Origin of the sequence: Bacillus sp. FSL W8-0645, assembly GCF_038007905.1 — a bacterium.
Lineage (GTDB): Bacteria > Bacillota > Bacilli > Bacillales > Bacillaceae > Bacillus > Bacillus pumilus.
In genome coordinates this window covers 2,600,431-2,616,261 of record NZ_JBBOYC010000001.1, presented here as the reverse complement: position 1 = coordinate 2,616,261, position 15,831 = coordinate 2,600,431, and the positions used below count along the sequence as shown (strand labels likewise).

Genomic DNA, 15,831 nt, shown 5'->3' with positions numbered 1-15,831 from the left:
AGTTAAATACATTATTTTAAGATGAATCAATAAAATTTTTTTATAACTAGTGAAAAAGGAGGGCACACAATGGATGAGAAAGACTGGCGGTTTTTAAAGGTGCTTTATGAAGAAAAGAACATCACAAAGGCGGCAGAAAAATTATTTGTCTCTCAGCCTGCCTTAAGCTATCGGTTGAAGCAGCTTGAAGAAGAGTTCGATATGAAGCTTTTCTTTAAAAGAAAACGAGGGATTGAATTTACGTCAGAAGGCGAGTACTTGGCTGCATACGCAAATGACATGCTCAAACAGCTTCAGCAAACGAAAGATGGCATGCTGAATATGCAAAAAAAGGTCAAAGGGACAATCCGGTTAGGGGTCTCAAGTAACTTTGCTCAGTATAAGCTCCCAGAAATTTTAAGAGAATTTTCTAAGCAGTATCCACATGTTCAATTCATGGTGAATACAGGCTGGAGCACGAAAGTCATGGATTTATTAGGCACATCGAGTGTCCATTTAGGGATTTTAAGAGGGGATTACGACTGGAATGGAGAGCGGTTTTTGCTCGATAAAGAGCGGCTTTGTATCATTTCAAAATCAGAAATCCAGCTGAAAGACCTCCCAAATCTGCCGCTCATTGACTATCATACAGATAGTTCATTAAAACGATTGATTAACAGATGGTGGCAGGAAACGTTCACCATGCCTCCACTTGTGACGATGGAGACAGACCGCCAGGATACATCAAAAGAGATGGTCAAGCATGGTTTAGGCTATGCCATTGTCCCAGAAATTTGCCTCAGACCAAGTGATGAGCTATTTGTAAAAGGTCTTTCGTATAAAGATGGACAGCCCGTTTTAAGAGATACATGGCTAATGTACCAGCCAGACTCCCTTCATTTATCTGTTGTGAAAGCATTCATTGAGTTTTTAAGAAGTCAGCAAGGCTGATTATAAAAAAAATTTATAGAATATACGAAAAAATCAATATTTTCATTATGAAAAAAGCTATTATATCCTTGAAATAGAAAGCGCTAACATATAGATCGCAAGTGCAAGGGGGTGCTTGCAGATCATGTAAAGAAGAGGATGGAGGGATATAAAGTGCTAGCTATTTTAGGGATCTTGATGGTCTTGACATTTACATTTCTCATTATGACAAAACGTATGCATCCGGTGGTGGCTCTAACCGTTGTACCTATCATATTTGCATTGATCGGTGGCTTTAACAAAGGATTAGGGGACATGATGCTTGATGGACTGAAAACTGTTGCACCATCAGCTGCTTTATTGTTATTTGCCATTTTATTCTTTGGTGTCATGCTGGATGCTGGATTATTTGATCCTCTGATTAAACTCATTTTACGTATTGTAAAAGGTGATCCTGTCAAAATTGCTTTTGGGGTAGCGATTTTGTCTATGCTTGTTGCTTTAGATGGTGATGGAACAACAACGTATATGATTACCGTATCAGCAATGCTACCACTTTTCTTAAGAATTGGGATGAACCCATTAATTTTAGGAACGATTTCATTATTGTCTTTAGGAATTATGAGCGGAATGACGCCTTGGGGCGGTCCGGCTACCCGTGCCATCGCGGCGCTTGGATTAGATGCTGGTGAATTTTTTATTCCATTAATTCCAACAATGGTTGGAGGCGGTCTTTTTATTCTTTTTACTGCGTATGTGCTTGGAAAAAAAGAGCGGAAACGAATTGGGGTTGCAGAGATTCAGTACAAAGAAGAGGCCTCGATCTCCCCTGAATTGGCAGCGTCAATCGAAGATGGAGTAGAAGACATGAAAAGACCCAACCTCATTTGGGTGAACTTCTTCTTGACGATTGCGGTGATGGCGACACTTGTTTTAGATATTGTACCGATTCCAGTTCTCTTTTTAATTGGATTTGTCATCGCTCTCATGATCAACTATCCAAAGGTTGAAGATCAGCGCGAGAGAATTTTGTCGCATGCAGGAAATGCCTTAACGGTCATTACCCTTGTGTTTGCAGCAGGAATTTTCACAGGCATTTTTTCGGGGACAAAAATGGTGGAGTCCATTGCTCATTTGGTCATTTACATGATTCCAGATTCCTACAGCTCATTTTTTCCGCTGATTGTTGCTTTGACGAGTATGCCATTTACATTTGTTCTTTCAAATGATGCTTATTATTTCGGGGTGCTGCCAATCTTGGCTGAAGCCGGTGCAGCATACGGGATTGATCCGGTGGAGATTGCACGTGCCTCTATTATAGGACAGCCTGTTCACTTGCTGAGCCCTCTCGTGGCTTCAACGCTGCTTCTTGTCAGTATGCTGAACAAAGATATTGGTGATTTGCAAAAATATGCACTGCTGTGGACCGTGTTAACTGCCCTTTTTACAACATTGATCGCTTTGTTGACAGGTGCCATTTCTATCTTTTAAATAGGTGTATGAAAAGGACGATGTCTCAGGTAGGAGACTCGTCCTTTTTTGTGCGGATAAAAGCGCACAAAATGGACGCTCATATGCGGGAATTCTCGATTTTAACGTCACCTACCTCGAGCAACCGGCATATGATATCTCGACTATACAGAATCCCATTCTATAGAGACTAGAGCTCTCACCTTAGCAAGGAGGGTTACAATACTTGAAGGAGAAAGAGTTTCAATCCAAGCCGCTATTAACCAAAAGAGAAAGAGAAGTATTCGAATTGCTCGTCCAAGATAAAACAACAAAAGAAATTGCAAGCGAGCTTTTTATTAGCGAAAAGACTGTTCGAAATCATATTTCGAATGCCATGCAAAAGCTAGGAGTCAAAGGTCGTTCACAGGCCGTAGTCGAGCTTCTGCGTATGGGTGAGCTAGAGCTCTAAAGTCAGCCGGTTTTCCTTCCATACAAGGGAGGAACCGGTTATTTCTATATGGTTTCCATGAGTCTCTTCTTGCATTTTCTCTGAAAAACGAGGAAAATAGGAATGTACGTTTTAATCAAAGTGAGATGCTATAGTGAGGTATCAATGAAATGGAAACGAATGAGTTCGACCATGTAGCAGAGATTGAAAAATCATTGCGCCATATTGCTGCAATTATTAAGCAAAAAGGCAGAGAAATCCTGAATCAATATACGATTACACCTCCCCAATTTGTAGGGCTTCAGTGGCTTTATGAATTCGGAGATATGACAATAGGTGAGCTATCACAAAAGATGTATTTGGCTTGCAGTACAACCACCGACTTAATTGATCGAATGGAAAAAAGTGAACTTGTCGAACGAGTAAAAGATCCTTCTGACCGCCGCGTGGTTCGCATTCATTTATTGCCTGAAGGCGAGCGGATCATTCAAGAAGTGATTGTTAAACGCCAAGAATACGTCAGTGAACTTCTAGGGGCTTTCTCAGAAGAAGAAGCCATCGTTTTCAATCAATCCTTAACGAAACTACAGCAGCAAATGAAAAGAAAATGAGGCGATTTTGTTGGATCAACCAATCGGCGTCATTGATTCCGGCGTCGGCGGTTTAACCGTTGCAAAGGAAATCATGAGACAACTGCCAAAAGAAAAAATCATTTACGTAGGCGATACAAAACGGTGCCCGTATGGCCCGCGGAAAGAAGAAGAAGTTCTTCAATATACTTGGGAAATGGCACACTACTTATTAAGACATCACCATATTAAAATGCTCGTCATCGCATGCAACACAGCGACGGCGATCGCACTAAATGAAATCAAAGCAACGCTTGATATTCCGGTCATTGGCGTGATTCAGCCCGGCGCCCGCACAGCCATCAAGGTGACAAACAATCAGCAGATTGGTGTCATTGGTACAGCCAATACGATCAAAAGCGAGGCATACAAAGAAGCTTTGCTATCCCTAAAAGCAGGACTAGCGGTTCAAAGTCTGGCATGTCCGCTGCTTGTTCCCTTTGTGGAAAGCGGGACGTTTTTAGATCAGACAGCAGATGAAGTGGTGAAAGATTCACTTGAACCGATGAAAGAAACAGGAATTGATACACTCATTCTTGGCTGTACACACTATCCGATTTTAAAAGAGTCGATTCAGCGCTTTATGGGCAGTGATGTGAGCATCATTTCATCAGGGGATGAGACAGCTAGGGAAGCGAGTACAATTCTTTCCTATAAAGGACTGTTAAACACTTCTAAGGAAGCACCTGTCCATACATTTTATACAACAGGGCAGCAGCAAAATTTTGAAAACATCGCTCGTGACTGGTTTGGCTACCTGCCAGGGAAGGTCGAAACCGTATCACTCGAACACGTCTATCAGCAATAACCCGCTTCTTCTTGAGGTGGGTTATTTTTTTATGAAAAGGGTCTAATCCGCAGAGGGAGCTCGTATACATAGTAGTACAAACTACTAGAGGAGGGTGAAGTATGCTGAAAAAAGGATCTACAGCAGCTGTGACGTGTATCGCGTCAGCCATGCTTTTGTCAGGATGCGGATTGTTTCAAACAGACCAAGCGAAAACAGAGATTGACCCGCCACAAAACGTCACGTATGTGAAAGAAAATAAAGAAGATAAACAAACAGCCAAAGAAGGAAAAGAAGAGAAGAAGGCAGATACAGTCATGAGAGAATTATATTTAATTGATAAAAACGGGTATGTCGTCTCTCAATCCATGCCACTGCCGAAAAATGAAGGAAGTGCCAAACAAACCCTTGAATACCTTGTGGACGGAGGACCGATTTCTAACCTCATGCCAAATGGATTCCGGGCTGTTTTGCCGGCCGACACGAGCGTATCTGTCGATATTAAAGACGGAACGGCCGTAGTGGATTTTTCAAATGAATTCAAAAACTATAAAAAAGAAGATGAACAGCGAATCCTGCAATCTGTCACTTGGACGTTAACGCAGTTTGATTCTGTCGCCAAAGTCAAATTGAAAATGAATGGTCATGAACTAAAAGAAATGCCTGTGAACGGTACACCGATTTCAGATGATTTAAGCAGAGAAGACGGTATTAATATTCAGCACGAGGCTGCCGCTGATATGACATCGACAAAGCCAGTGACGGTTTATTACTTAGCTGAATCTGATGAACAGACGTACTATGTTCCTGTCACCAAAAGAACGCCAAAAGACGAGGATGATCCGATTACAGCAGCTATTGATGAGCTCGTCTCTGGACCGAGCAAAAAAAGCCATTTGCTCACAGACTTTGATCAAGATGTAAAGCTGAATGATATCCCGAAAGTAAAAGACGGACATGTGACACTTGATTTCAACGAATCCATTTTCGGCAGCGCAGATGAAAAGAAAAAGGTCATTTCACAAAAAGTTCTTGATAGCATTGTGCTCACATTAACAGAGCTACCGGACGTCAAAAGCGTCTCCGTTAAGGTAAACGGCAAGGCTGAGCTTGTGAACGAAAAAGGAACAGAGCTGACAAAGCCGGTTTCAAGACCAGAACAAGTGAATACAGGTAGTTTTTAACGGCACACATTGATATAATGGAGAAAAAGAGGCATGCATATTCGCTGCCTCTTTTTTATTCCAAGCGATTAGAACGAGCCGAGGTTGTCAAAGTTAGTAGGAGAACCCCGCTGGCACCCGCGCGGAATGTATATTGTAACGGAGGTAAATCATGAGATTAGATGAAAGACACTATGACGAATTAAGAAAAATTAAAATAGAGGCAGGCTACATTACGCATCCAGAAGGCTCTGTCTTAATCTCAGCGGGCAATACGAAGGTGATTTGTAACGCATCCATCGAAGACCGCGTACCTCCTTTTTTAAGAGGAGAAGGAAAAGGCTGGATTACAGCAGAATATAGCATGCTTCCAAGAGCAACCGCTCAAAGAACCATTAGAGAATCATCTAAAGGAAAAGTGACAGGACGTACAATGGAAATTCAGCGATTAATTGGACGAGCACTCCGTGCAGTCGTTGACTTAGAAAAACTTGGCGAACGCACGATTTGGATTGACTGTGATGTCATTCAAGCAGACGGCGGTACACGCACAGCATCCATTACAGGTGCTTTTGTTGCCATGACACTTGCGATTCAAAAGCTTCGAGCAGAAGGAGTCATCAAACAAAACCCGATCACTGATTATTTAGCGGCGATATCCGTCGGAATTGATTCTCAGCAAGGTCTTCTGTTAGATTTAAATTATGAAGAAGATTCTTCAGCTGAAGTAGATATGAATGTTATCATGACAGGCGCTGGACGCTTTGTTGAACTTCAAGGCACAGGCGAAGAAGCGACATTCTCAAGAGAACAGCTAAACGGACTGCTTGATTTAGCCGAAAAGGGCATCAAAGAATTAATCGAAAAGCAAAAAGCAGTGACAGGAGAAGTCATCGAATAAAAAGAAGGGTTTGATCAGGATGAAAACAGCCATCATTGCAACGCACAATGCGGGCAAAGCGAAAGAATTCAAAGCCATTCTTGAGCCAATAGGATTCACGGTCAAAACACTAGCAGACATCGGCTTTACTGAAGAAATTGAAGAAACAGGACATACCTTCGAAGAAAATGCCATTATCAAAGCCGAGGCGATTCAAGCCAAAGCGGGTGAAATGGTCATTGCAGACGATTCCGGTTTGTCGATTGACTATCTTGGCGGAAAACCTGGCGTCTATTCAGCCAGATACGCTGGTGAACATAAAAACGATGCTGAGAATGTAGAAAAAGTGCTGAGCGAACTTCAAGGCATTGAAAAAGAAGACCGCACAGCTAGATTCAGATGTGCCCTGGCTGTCAGCATACCAGGTAAAGAAACAAAGACGGTAGAAGGATCAGTAGAAGGTTTTATCGCACAGGAACCAATCGGCGAAAATGGCTTCGGATACGACCCGATTTTCATCGTCAAAGACCAGACGATGGCCGAATTATCACCAGAAGAGAAAAACAAGATCAGCCATCGAGCGGTCGCGCTTCAAAAGCTTTCATCACTGCTAGACGCAAATGAATAAGGGGGAATGAAGCCATGAAGATACTCATCATTAGTGACAGTCATGGACTCACAGACGAACTTCAAACCATTGCCAAACGGCATGCGGCTGAAGTCGACATGATGATTCACTGCGGAGATTCAGAACTCGAAACGAACCACCCAGCCCTCGAAGGATACAAAGTCGTCAAAGGAAATTGTGATTTTATGGGCGATTTTGAAGAAGAGCTCCTGCTTTCACTTGATGGAGGCGGAAAACTATTTCTCACTCACGGACATCTGCATGGCATCAAACAATCCTTGCTTCAAGTCTACTACCGTGCAGAAGAGCTAGGCGCAGACATCATCTGCTTTGGCCACTCGCACATCCCAGGCAGTGAGCTGCTAAGAGGAAAACTACTCATTAACCCAGGCAGCGTGCACCTGCCAAGAGTGCGTAAAGAGCGCAGCTACGCTATACTGACACTAGATGGAAGCGAAGCAAACGTACAGTTTTTCACAGACGAAGGTCAGGTCATACAAGACCTCGAAAACACTGTCACATTGGAAGGTATTTCATAAGGGTGCAGCATTTGCCCCTTGTGAAAAAACTTTCGAAAAACCGTTGACTTTGAAGAACAATAGTAATATAATAAATCTTGTCGGTGAGGTACTCACCAACAGAACACTACATAACAACATGTCCCAGTAGCTCAGCTGGATAGAGCAACGCCCTTCTAAGGCGTCGGTCGGGAGTTCGAATCTCTCCTGGGACGTACTAAGAAAAAAGCCTGAAATCCTTGATATAAAAGGATTTCAGGCTTTTTTGTTTTGAAATTTAAGTTTAGCTTTTGCTTTAAATTAGAATGTTAAAAGTGTATACAAAAAGAAAGGGAGCTGCATAAACGACAGCTTCCTAGACGAAGAGTTTAACTTTTCTTTTTTCTGTAGTCTTTCACTAAGCTCGAAACCACTAAACCCATAACACTAAAAGCCACAATATAAAATAAAACATTTGTTACAGGTGTATCAATTTTCCCTAAGATCATCACAAGGGCAATAATAGCGCCGGGTAAAGTAATTAATAACATTTTGGATGGTTTGCTTTGCTGTGTCACTGAATGACCTCCTGATTGATCCATTATCTAGGTATTTTAGTTAATTTTAGCATATAGAGATTATACGAACAATATAAGGGAGGGGAGCAACCCACTTATAGAGCGAAACAAAAACCCACTTCTGCTTGTGGTCGAAATCAATCTAGACTTGCGTATATCTGATTTTGTGGAAATTATTTCAATTGAACCTTTTGTGTAATAAAATGTATATGATTTATACAAAGGGGTGAGATGGCGGTGAAGCATTTTTTAACGGCAATCGTAGTGGCTGTCATTGTGGGGATCATTGTTTATGTTGCAGATGATCGTTTAAGTATGTTTCCGTTGATGCTGATTTTAGCGGTTTCGATCTATATCGTAATCAGGATTAGCGAATCATTGATAAAAAAATATTCCAAAGAAAATAGATAATAACACAGCCCCTCAAATGGAAGGGCGTTTTTTAATGAACCTTCCATTTATATTTAACTAATGAAAAAGACACCGCAAAAGGATAATTAAATATTATTCGTTTTGAGAATGAAGATGAACGTATTGCATATGCAATCATAAAGTTTAGCAGCAAAAGTAGTGTTAAGTAGGATCCTGCATTATCAAATGGGCAGATAGAAAGCGATTTACAGGGGGAATTCTTTTCAGGGTATGGAATTGATACTGGAAATGGATGTTCTATGGATGATCATGCTTTGAAATATATACTTTCTGAACAAAGTCAAAACGGTGAAGATGACATATATGATGAACTTGAAGAGTCATTAGAGAAACGTTATGAGGATACAAGAAGCTGAGATGAGAATGGTGATGAAGCTTGTCTTTTTAAAGATTTTTTATTGACGGATTAAAAGAGAGAAAATAAAACAGGAATAAAAGACAAAACAGAGAAAAATACATAATCTCAAACGTCTTAGAAAAATAATGAAAGGAATGATCCCTTGTACAAAATTGATCCAACAAACTTAATTTTTGAAAATGGAGAGAAAAAAAGCAGCTCAGAAGGTGATCAATTATTTGCTAAACAGTTAGGCCATATCGAGATCACGAGCGGTCATATCGTTGCATGTGATCCTTTTGTTTCAGAAGGGGACCAGTCTTTTACGAGGAAGGTGGCTCTGGGGAAATATCCTATTCTACTTGTAGTAAAGCGATTAGAAAGTGGTGACGAACGCGTCGCCTATGCAATGATCAAGTTTACAAACGAGCAAGCAATAGAATGGGAGCTTGCCACACGAGCAGGGCAGGAGCTCAAACATCTAAAAGAAAACGAGTTTTTCGGTTACGGTGTGAATACGGGAATGGGTTGTTTCATGGATGCGGAGGCAGCACTATATTTACAAGCTTATGAGGATAAGCGATATAAAGAGGACAATGATTTTTATTTTTATGAGGAATTTGCAGAAGCGCTTGAGCAAAACTACAAGCACACATGGGACTGGCTCGTCGCCCGTTTTCATGACAAGATGGACATTGCCATGTTTACAACAGGCTTCGGTGACGGGATGTACCCAAGCTTTTGGGGGCTGGATGAAAATGGAGAACCTGCTTGCCTTGTGACGGATTTTCTTATTATGGAATGACGAGAAACCCATGGAATCAGGGGTTCTTTTTATTGTTCATAAATTCAGTATATTCATAGATATAGTGAAGTGTATAATGAGATGTTTTATGAAAGTGGCTTCTATTAATGAAAAGAAGCCACTTTCATTTAGGTCTAATACTGTGTTGTTATCTATATAATCTGCGAAACGATTTTAAGAACCAATTAGCCCCGGAGAAATTTGTTCAACTCTCGCCCAATCAAATATGGTTTCGATTTGCATTTGATTCTTACAGTTTATTTTTAATAACCCTTCATTCTCTGTTGTGCTAATCTCAAAATGATCAATTATATTATTATTTCCTAAGTGATTAATTTTTAAATCCGTTACACCAATGAATGATAATTCAACGTAGACAACATCAAAATTCCCCCAACGTTTAGGTTTATTCTTCACGGAGTCTTTTGTCATTAGTCTTATAAATAGGGTAGGACCATCTCTGTTTAAATCAACATTCATGATCTCTGCATTTTTAAATTGTGGGATCTCCCCAAAAATTTGAGTCATCGCTTGTGGGTTCATAAATTTTTCTTCTCTAATCATTTGGAAACTCCTCGTTTGGGTTATTTATTGTTTCTTCTTTCAAAATAATAATGGTCTTCTACACCTTCAACTTTACCATTGCGTGTGTTGTTTTCAGGTCTTACATTGTGGTGTGAAGGTTGATTTCCGACGCCACCTTCTCCAAAATCGTGACCATTTGAATGATCCTGAATAACAATCTTCTTACCATAACAATATAAAAAAATGTAATGAATAGGAAAAAAGTAGTGAGTGATAAAGCTTTAAATACAATCTATTGGTCAACACTTTGCTGAAGTAGTATGACCTCTCCATGAAAGAAGTCAACGCTTTCCTATCCTGGTACAAAAAGCGTGATGCCGGAGAAGGACCAGGGTTTTATGAAATTGATGAGCATGACAACAATAAAGGTCCCTTTGAAAGTAAAAAGGATTATGTGGTGTTCAAAAACATTCTCATGTTCGAAGTCAATAAATATAAGAAGTAATTGAAATCAAAGCCATCTAGGCAAACTAGGTGGCTTTTGCGTTTATTCGACAGCTTTCACCAATTTTAAGGCAAATTTAAGCTGGAATTTCATTTCAAATACATTAAATCTTTGTTACAATAAGACAGCTTTGCCTAGAGACACGTTTATCGATTCGACATCTTTCTTTCATAATTTCTTAAAAATTTTATGTTTTGATATGAAACTCTTTGAATGATTCATGCGTCTCTATAAGTGTCAAAAGAAAAGAGGTTATCAATATGCTATTCAAAAAACTATCGGAAAATAAGTCTGTAAAATGGATAGGATATACAAGTTTTTACTTACTTATTTTGCTATTATTGTTTTTTATTTACGGATTCCATACAGCAAATACGGGATCATTCATTTACAACGATTTTTAATTGGAGATTAAACTATGAAACTATTACACACGATTCATGAATACCAACAAACGAAACCAACACAGCCAGCATTTGTTTCTCAACATGCTTCGATCACATATGATGAGCTTTGGCATCTATCAGACCAAATGGCTGGTGCCATCGATGCAGTCGCAACTGGCAGTGCACCTGTCATTGTATACGGTCATATGGAGCCAGAGATGCTGATTTCATTCTTAGGCAGTGTGAAATCAGGTAGACCATACATTCCGGTCGACATCTCAATCCCTGCTGAGCGTATCGTCTCAATTATTGAAAGCTCAAAAGCCAGTCTGTTGATTTGTGCAAATGAGCAGAATGTACTAGATGTAGAAGAACACATTGAAGTGAAAAGTGCGGCATCGCTTTTAGCTCTTGAAAAAGAAGCACCGCCATCCTCGCAGTGGGTTCAACAAGATGATGTTTTTTACATCATTTATACGTCTGGCAGTACCGGAAAACCGAAAGGCGTTCAGGTAACAGCCAATAATTTAGAAAGCTTTACAGAGTGGATGTGCCGAGACTTCCCAATTGGTGAGGGACGCACGTTCTTAAACCAAGCACCCTTTTCTTTTGACTTATCAGTGATGGATTTGTATCCAGCGCTTCAATCAGGCGGCACGCTTTACTGTTTAGTGAAAGATCTAGTGAATAAGCCGAAGGATATGTTTGCAGCACTTGGTCAATCTGACGTTGAAGTGTGGACATCAACACCTTCATTTGTGCAAATGTGCTTAATGGACCCTTCCTTTACAGGGGAGCTTTTACCAGAGCTGAAAGTTTTCATGTTCTGCGGAGAGGCACTTCCTGTATCTGTAGCAAGTGCACTCCTTGAGCGTTTTCCAAAAGCGCAGGTCTTTAATACGTATGGTCCGACTGAAGCAACTGTTGCGATCACATCGATTGAAGTCACGCAGGCCATTCTTGATCAGCACGATTCTTTACCAGTCGGCTATGCCAAACCGGATACAGATATCGTCATTTTAGATGAAGAAGGCAAGACCCTTCCTGATGGTGAAAAAGGGGAAATTGTCATCGTGGGGCCAAGCGTCACGAGAGGCTACTTAGGTGAACAAGCCTTAACGGATAAAGTGTTCTTTGAATACGAAGGACGCCCTGCTTACCGCACAGGAGATGCAGGTGTGGCGCAGGATGGTTTGATTACGTGCCACGGTCGTCTGGACTATCAAATTAAGCTGCACGGATACCGAATGGAGCTTGAAGAAATTGAATATCATGTGAGCGAGACAACGTATGTCAATGCTTGTGTGATTGTGCCATTCCAGCCAAACGGTCATGTGGAATACTTAATTGCAGCCATTGTTCCAGCAGCACATTCTTTTGAAAAGGAATATCAGCTGACAAGTGCAATTAAGAAAGAAATGGCGGATTCACTGCCTGCGTACATGATTCCAAGAAAGTTTATTTATCTTGAGCAGCTGTACATGACGCCAAACGGGAAGGTTGACCGTAAAAGAATCGCGAAAGAGGTTCTTCTATGATTCCGTTTAGTTCATTCTTTTTCTTCATTCTAATTGCTGTTCTTCTTTTGCCGACGATCATTCTTGGTCTTCGCGGCAAAAGAATGCAGGGCTACAACATGTTTGCAACGGTTGTGGCACTCGCGCTTATTTTCTCAAAGGATGCACATGGCGCGCTGCTGCTCTTCTTGTTTACAGTGTGGCAAGTCTTGATCATCCGCTTGTACCTTTCGTACCGGTTGAAAGCAAATCAAGCGTCTGTCTTCTATATGGCAGTGGTGGCATCGATTTTGCCGCTTGTACTATCAAAGGTTTTACCGTTCTTTTTAACTCATCAGCCGCATCAACCGCCGCCAATGAACTGGCTGAGCTTTTTAGGGATCTCGTACTTAACATTTAAAGGTGTTCAGTTAATTATCGAGACAAGAGACGGCTTGATTAAGAAGAAAATTCCGATTCACCGTTTGGTCTATTTCATTGTCTTTTTCCCGACGATTTCATCAGGTCCGATTGATCGTTACCGCCGGTTTGAAAAGGATATGGATACGCCGCCTGAAAAGGAAGCGTACAGTGATCTTCTATACGCCGGTATGCATAAAATTTTTATCGGCTTCTTATATAAGTTCATTATTGGTTATCTGATTCACACGTATATTCTGATGAATATTCATCACATTAGCAGCAGTCACTTTGTTCAACAGTTAACGTATATGTATGCGTACAGTATGTATTTGTTCTTTGACTTTGCTGGCTATACAGCATTTGCTGTTGGTGTGAGTTATATGATGGGCATTAAATCACCAGAAAACTTTAACAAACCGTTTATCAGCCGGAACATTAAAGACTTCTGGAATCGCTGGCACATGTCCCTGTCCTTCTGGTTCAGAGACTACGTGTTTATGAGATTTGTGTTCTTTATGACAAAAAAGAAGTGGATCAAGAACCGTATGGCTGTATCAAATATTGGGTACTTTGTCCTCTTTCTATTGATGGGTGCTTGGCATGGTCTAGCACTTCAATATATTATTTACGGACTATATCACGCAGTTGTGATGTCCGGTTACAATTTATTCGAGAAATGGAATAAAAAACACAAGTGGTGGCCGGATAATAAGGTCACAATGGTTGTGTCGATCATTATTACATTCCATGTGATTTGTTTCGGATTTTATATTTTTTCAGGAAAACCATTTCATCATTAATGATTAAGGGAGTAGAAAATTATGGAATTTAAAAATCAAGTATACGGTATTATTGCAGAGGTTTGTCAGGACGACGTTGTGAAAGAAAATCCAGAGATTGCAATTTTTGACGAGGGTCTTCTCGATTCATTTGGTACAGTAGAACTGCTTATGGCCATCGAAAGTCAACTTGGAATTACTGTTCCGATTACAGAGTTTGATCGTGATGTGTGGGATACACCGAATCACATTGCTGAGCAGCTGGCAGAGATGAAGTAATGAAAAAGCGTTTTTTTGGGCCGCTTATTTTAGCGGCTGTTCTATTCATTGGTGTTCTTCTTGTACCAAATGCATGGCTCTCACATCTGATCCAAAAAGACAAATTACAAAAGTCAGCCACAGAATTAGATCCGGGGATGTTTCAAGGGCTTTATTTACAAGACGAAATGCTAAAAGATCCAACTTATTTGCCGATCTATGGATCTTCTGAACTGTCACGTTTTGATCCATATCACCCTTCGAATTTCTTTCATGAGAATCCTCAAGGGTTTACACCTTATCTTATTGGAAAAGGTGGATCGCAATCATTAATTCATGCGATGAACTTTGCTGCTCATATGGATGAGTTAAAAGGGAAGAAGCTTGTATTTATCGTGTCCCCGCAGTGGTTTGTAAAATGGGGATCTGACGAAAATCACTTTGCACCGAACTATTCAGCGCTTCAAGCGCTGAATCTCGCTTATAATAAAGAAATTGATCCAACTGTGAAAAAAGAACTGATCAAGAGAATCATGACGTTTAAAGCAGTGAAGAACGACATGGTCATCACAGAGCTTTTTAAAGCAGAGCTTTCTGGGAACAAATTCGCTTATGGCGCGATTTCTCCTATTGCAAAAATGTATTATGGCATGCTTCAAAAGAAAGACATGTACTATACAATTGGATCGGGGCATGAACGTAAGCTTCAACCGTCTCCGTCAGTCAAAGGAAAAACATGGACTGAGCTTGAGAAAGAAGCGAGCGTTTTTGGTGCGAAAAGAGCAGGGGACAACCCGTTTTATATTAATCAAAAACTGTTTGAGCGCAAGCTGAAACCGATTATGAAAAAGATGAAAGATTCTCGTGAAGACCACTCTTATGCGGAATCACCAGAATACAAAGATTTTCAAATCATGCTGGATATTTTAAAACAGGCAGGGGCAAAGCCTTTGTTTGTGACGATTCCTGTCAACGGAAAATGGTATGATTATACCGGTTTTCCAAAAGAGGGACGTACAGAGTATTATGAGAAAATCAATCGTCAAATACGTGATAACGGGTATGAAGTCGCAGATTTGACTAAGCATGAGTACGATCCTTACTTCTTTAAAGATACGATTCACGTGTCTTATAAAGGATGGGTGTACATCGATAAGGCAATCGAAAAGTTTTACAAAGAGCAGTAGAATGCAGCAGCTTTCTGCTGCTTTTTGTTTGTTGAATCGGCGGATATCTTGTATAAAGAAGGGAAAAGGGCTATGCTGTAAATGGAGGCGATATGATGAATCGTTCTGAGAAAAAAGAACTATTGAAGCGTTCGAAAAAGCATTTTAATGATCAAGCCTTTTGGAAAAAGTTAAAAAGAACGGCACAAAAAGCTGGTGTCTCTCTTGTCTATGCTGTGCTATTACTTTACTATACATTGCAAAAACCTGAAGTACCTGTCAAAGCAAAAACCCTTATTATTGGGGCGCTTGGATACTTTATCCTTCCAATTGACCTTATTCCCGATACATTGATTGGTGTCGGCTATACAGATGATTTAGGCGCGATCACATTTGCTCTGATTCAAGTAGCGGTCTACATTGATGATGATGTGAAAGGAAAAGCGAAGGACAGGCTGTCAAAATGGTTCGGTGAAAAAACCGATACGTCTCTGATTGATCAAAAACTTGAAGATGGCGGGATGCCGTCTGCATAAAGAAAAGCCTCCACAGTTGGAGGCTTCAGCGTGTAGACAAACCCTCGCATTCGGTGTCAGTCCTGCGTGCTGGTGCTCACGAATGTCAAATTCGCTCCGCGCCAGTACTCGTCCTTCCTAGACTTCAAAGGTTTTCTATCACGCTGAAAAGAAGACAAAGGGCTAAAATCAAGATCATTTTAGCCCTTTGTCAACAATATGAAGCCTCCACA

Annotated in this window: 20 protein-coding genes, 1 tRNA gene and 1 pseudogene; 19 read left to right on the top strand and 3 right to left on the bottom strand. The window is 40.6% G+C overall.

The genetic code is table 11. The features are described from left to right. Positions 1-69 precede the first annotated feature (69 nt). The 10 genes from NST39_RS13480 (at position 70) to NST39_RS13435 (ending at position 7,629) form a co-directional block, all read left to right on the top strand. Positions 70-930 carry a LysR family transcriptional regulator gene (locus NST39_RS13480; protein ID WP_003216318.1) on the top strand — a complete coding sequence of 287 codons (861 nt, stop codon included), beginning with the start codon at positions 70-72 and terminating at the stop codon, positions 928-930. Between the two features lie 153 nt (positions 931-1,083). After that, positions 1,084-2,400 (top strand): CitMHS family transporter, encoded by a 1,317-nt coding sequence (locus NST39_RS13475; protein ID WP_044140038.1) that lies wholly within the window; start codon positions 1,084-1,086, stop codon positions 2,398-2,400. Between the two features lie 205 nt (positions 2,401-2,605). After that, on the top strand, positions 2,606-2,830 hold the full coding sequence (gene gerE / locus NST39_RS13470) for a spore germination transcription factor GerE (RefSeq protein WP_003184172.1): 225 nt from the start codon (positions 2,606-2,608) through the stop codon (positions 2,828-2,830). A 149-nt stretch (positions 2,831-2,979) separates the two neighbouring features. Beyond that, positions 2,980-3,420 carry a MarR family winged helix-turn-helix transcriptional regulator gene (locus NST39_RS13465; protein WP_003216546.1) on the top strand — a complete coding sequence of 147 codons (441 nt, stop codon included), beginning with the start codon at positions 2,980-2,982 and terminating at the stop codon, positions 3,418-3,420. Positions 3,421-3,427: 7 nt separating this feature from the next. Then, positions 3,428-4,246 (top strand): glutamate racemase, encoded by an 819-nt coding sequence (racE, locus tag NST39_RS13460; protein WP_445662386.1) that lies wholly within the window; start codon positions 3,428-3,430, stop codon positions 4,244-4,246. A 101-nt stretch (positions 4,247-4,347) separates the two neighbouring features. Further along, a complete protein-coding gene (locus NST39_RS13455) occupies positions 4,348-5,409 on the top strand; it encodes a GerMN domain-containing protein (protein ID WP_341028799.1) in 1,062 nt (353 codons plus the stop codon). Between the two features lie 151 nt (positions 5,410-5,560). Then, a complete protein-coding gene (gene rph / locus NST39_RS13450) occupies positions 5,561-6,289 on the top strand; it encodes a ribonuclease PH (RefSeq protein ID WP_341028798.1) in 729 nt (242 codons plus the stop codon). Positions 6,290-6,299: 10 nt separating this feature from the next. Beyond that, the gene (locus NST39_RS13445; RefSeq protein ID WP_341028795.1) at positions 6,300-6,896 is read left to right on the top strand and encodes an XTP/dITP diphosphatase; all 597 of its coding nucleotides are present in this window, start codon (positions 6,300-6,302) and stop codon (positions 6,894-6,896) included. A 14-nt stretch (positions 6,897-6,910) separates the two neighbouring features. Then, positions 6,911-7,435, top strand: coding sequence for a metallophosphoesterase (locus tag NST39_RS13440; RefSeq protein ID WP_341028792.1), 525 nt, complete (start codon positions 6,911-6,913; stop codon positions 7,433-7,435). Positions 7,436-7,555: 120 nt separating this feature from the next. Beyond that, positions 7,556-7,629, top strand: a tRNA-Arg gene (locus NST39_RS13435). Positions 7,630-7,782: 153 nt separating this feature from the next. Here the strand turns inward: NST39_RS13435 and NST39_RS13430 are convergent. After that, on the bottom strand, positions 7,783-7,971 hold the full coding sequence (locus NST39_RS13430) for a hypothetical protein (RefSeq protein WP_106029063.1): 189 nt from the start codon (positions 7,969-7,971) through the stop codon (positions 7,783-7,785). A gap of 231 nt (positions 7,972-8,202) precedes the next feature. On the opposite strand from NST39_RS13430, the gene NST39_RS13425 reads away from it, so the two are divergent. Beyond that, entirely contained in the window at positions 8,203-8,382 is a 180-nt protein-coding gene (locus tag NST39_RS13425; RefSeq protein WP_341028790.1) for a hypothetical protein, read from the top strand. A gap of 521 nt (positions 8,383-8,903) precedes the next feature. Continuing rightward, positions 8,904-9,545, top strand: coding sequence for a DUF4241 domain-containing protein (locus tag NST39_RS13420; protein WP_341028787.1), 642 nt, complete (start codon positions 8,904-8,906; stop codon positions 9,543-9,545). Between the two features lie 174 nt (positions 9,546-9,719). On the opposite strand, the gene NST39_RS13415 is transcribed toward NST39_RS13420, so the two are convergent. Together NST39_RS13415 and NST39_RS13410 are read right to left on the bottom strand one after the other, a co-directional pair. Then, the gene (locus NST39_RS13415; RefSeq protein WP_341028784.1) at positions 9,720-10,109 is read right to left on the bottom strand and encodes an immunity 50 family protein; all 390 of its coding nucleotides are present in this window, start codon (positions 10,107-10,109) and stop codon (positions 9,720-9,722) included. A gap of 20 nt (positions 10,110-10,129) precedes the next feature. After that, entirely contained in the window at positions 10,130-10,288 is a 159-nt protein-coding gene (locus NST39_RS13410; protein WP_341029975.1) for an HNH/endonuclease VII fold putative polymorphic toxin, read from the bottom strand. A 101-nt stretch (positions 10,289-10,389) separates the two neighbouring features. On the opposite strand from NST39_RS13410, the pseudogene NST39_RS13405 reads away from it, so the two are divergent. The 7 genes and pseudogenes from NST39_RS13405 to NST39_RS13375 form a co-directional block, all read left to right on the top strand. Next, positions 10,390-10,575: pseudogene (locus NST39_RS13405) on the top strand (Kelch repeat-containing protein); the annotation flags it as partial. A 254-nt stretch (positions 10,576-10,829) separates the two neighbouring features. After that, the gene (locus NST39_RS13400; protein ID WP_024427820.1) at positions 10,830-10,979 is read left to right on the top strand and encodes a teichoic acid D-Ala incorporation-associated protein DltX; all 150 of its coding nucleotides are present in this window, start codon (positions 10,830-10,832) and stop codon (positions 10,977-10,979) included. 14 nt (positions 10,980-10,993) lie between these two features. Continuing rightward, complete coding sequence (gene dltA, locus NST39_RS13395; RefSeq protein WP_341028782.1) at positions 10,994-12,499, top strand: D-alanine--poly(phosphoribitol) ligase subunit DltA; 1,506 nt, start codon at positions 10,994-10,996, stop codon at positions 12,497-12,499. Next, entirely contained in the window at positions 12,496-13,680 is a 1,185-nt protein-coding gene (gene dltB, locus NST39_RS13390) for a D-alanyl-lipoteichoic acid biosynthesis protein DltB (protein ID WP_065098549.1), read from the top strand. Before dltA ends, dltB begins: the two co-directional genes overlap by 4 nt. Before the next feature lie 21 nt (positions 13,681-13,701). Further along, the gene (dltC, locus tag NST39_RS13385) at positions 13,702-13,938 is read left to right on the top strand and encodes a D-alanine--poly(phosphoribitol) ligase subunit 2 (protein ID WP_003216498.1); all 237 of its coding nucleotides are present in this window, start codon (positions 13,702-13,704) and stop codon (positions 13,936-13,938) included. Next, the gene (gene dltD / locus NST39_RS13380; protein WP_341028780.1) at positions 13,938-15,104 is read left to right on the top strand and encodes a D-alanyl-lipoteichoic acid biosynthesis protein DltD; all 1,167 of its coding nucleotides are present in this window, start codon (positions 13,938-13,940) and stop codon (positions 15,102-15,104) included. The genes dltC and dltD overlap by 1 nt, the downstream gene beginning before the upstream one ends. A 95-nt stretch (positions 15,105-15,199) precedes the next feature. Then, complete coding sequence (locus NST39_RS13375; protein WP_113767517.1) at positions 15,200-15,619, top strand: YkvA family protein; 420 nt, start codon at positions 15,200-15,202, stop codon at positions 15,617-15,619. Positions 15,620-15,831 lie beyond the last annotated feature (212 nt).

Coding starts and splice junctions, on each gene's coding strand:
- NST39_RS13480 (WP_003216318.1), top strand. CDS start 70: ATGGATGAGAAAGACTGGCGGTTTTTAAAGGTGCTTTATGAAGAAAAG.
- NST39_RS13465 (WP_003216546.1), top strand. CDS start 2,980: ATGGAAACGAATGAGTTCGACCATGTAGCAGAGATTGAAAAATCATTG.
- NST39_RS13455 (WP_341028799.1), top strand. CDS start 4,348: ATGCTGAAAAAAGGATCTACAGCAGCTGTGACGTGTATCGCGTCAGCC.
- rph (WP_341028798.1), top strand. CDS start 5,561: ATGAGATTAGATGAAAGACACTATGACGAATTAAGAAAAATTAAAATA.
- NST39_RS13440 (WP_341028792.1), top strand. CDS start 6,911: ATGAAGATACTCATCATTAGTGACAGTCATGGACTCACAGACGAACTT.
- NST39_RS13425 (WP_341028790.1), top strand. CDS start 8,203: ATGGCGGTGAAGCATTTTTTAACGGCAATCGTAGTGGCTGTCATTGTG.
- NST39_RS13415 (WP_341028784.1), bottom strand. CDS start 10,109: ATGATTAGAGAAGAAAAATTTATGAACCCACAAGCGATGACTCAAATT.
- dltA (WP_341028782.1), top strand. CDS start 10,994: ATGAAACTATTACACACGATTCATGAATACCAACAAACGAAACCAACA.
- dltB (WP_065098549.1), top strand. CDS start 12,496: ATGATTCCGTTTAGTTCATTCTTTTTCTTCATTCTAATTGCTGTTCTT.
- dltC (WP_003216498.1), top strand. CDS start 13,702: ATGGAATTTAAAAATCAAGTATACGGTATTATTGCAGAGGTTTGTCAG.
- dltD (WP_341028780.1), top strand. CDS start 13,938: ATGAAAAAGCGTTTTTTTGGGCCGCTTATTTTAGCGGCTGTTCTATTC.
- NST39_RS13375 (WP_113767517.1), top strand. CDS start 15,200: ATGAATCGTTCTGAGAAAAAAGAACTATTGAAGCGTTCGAAAAAGCAT.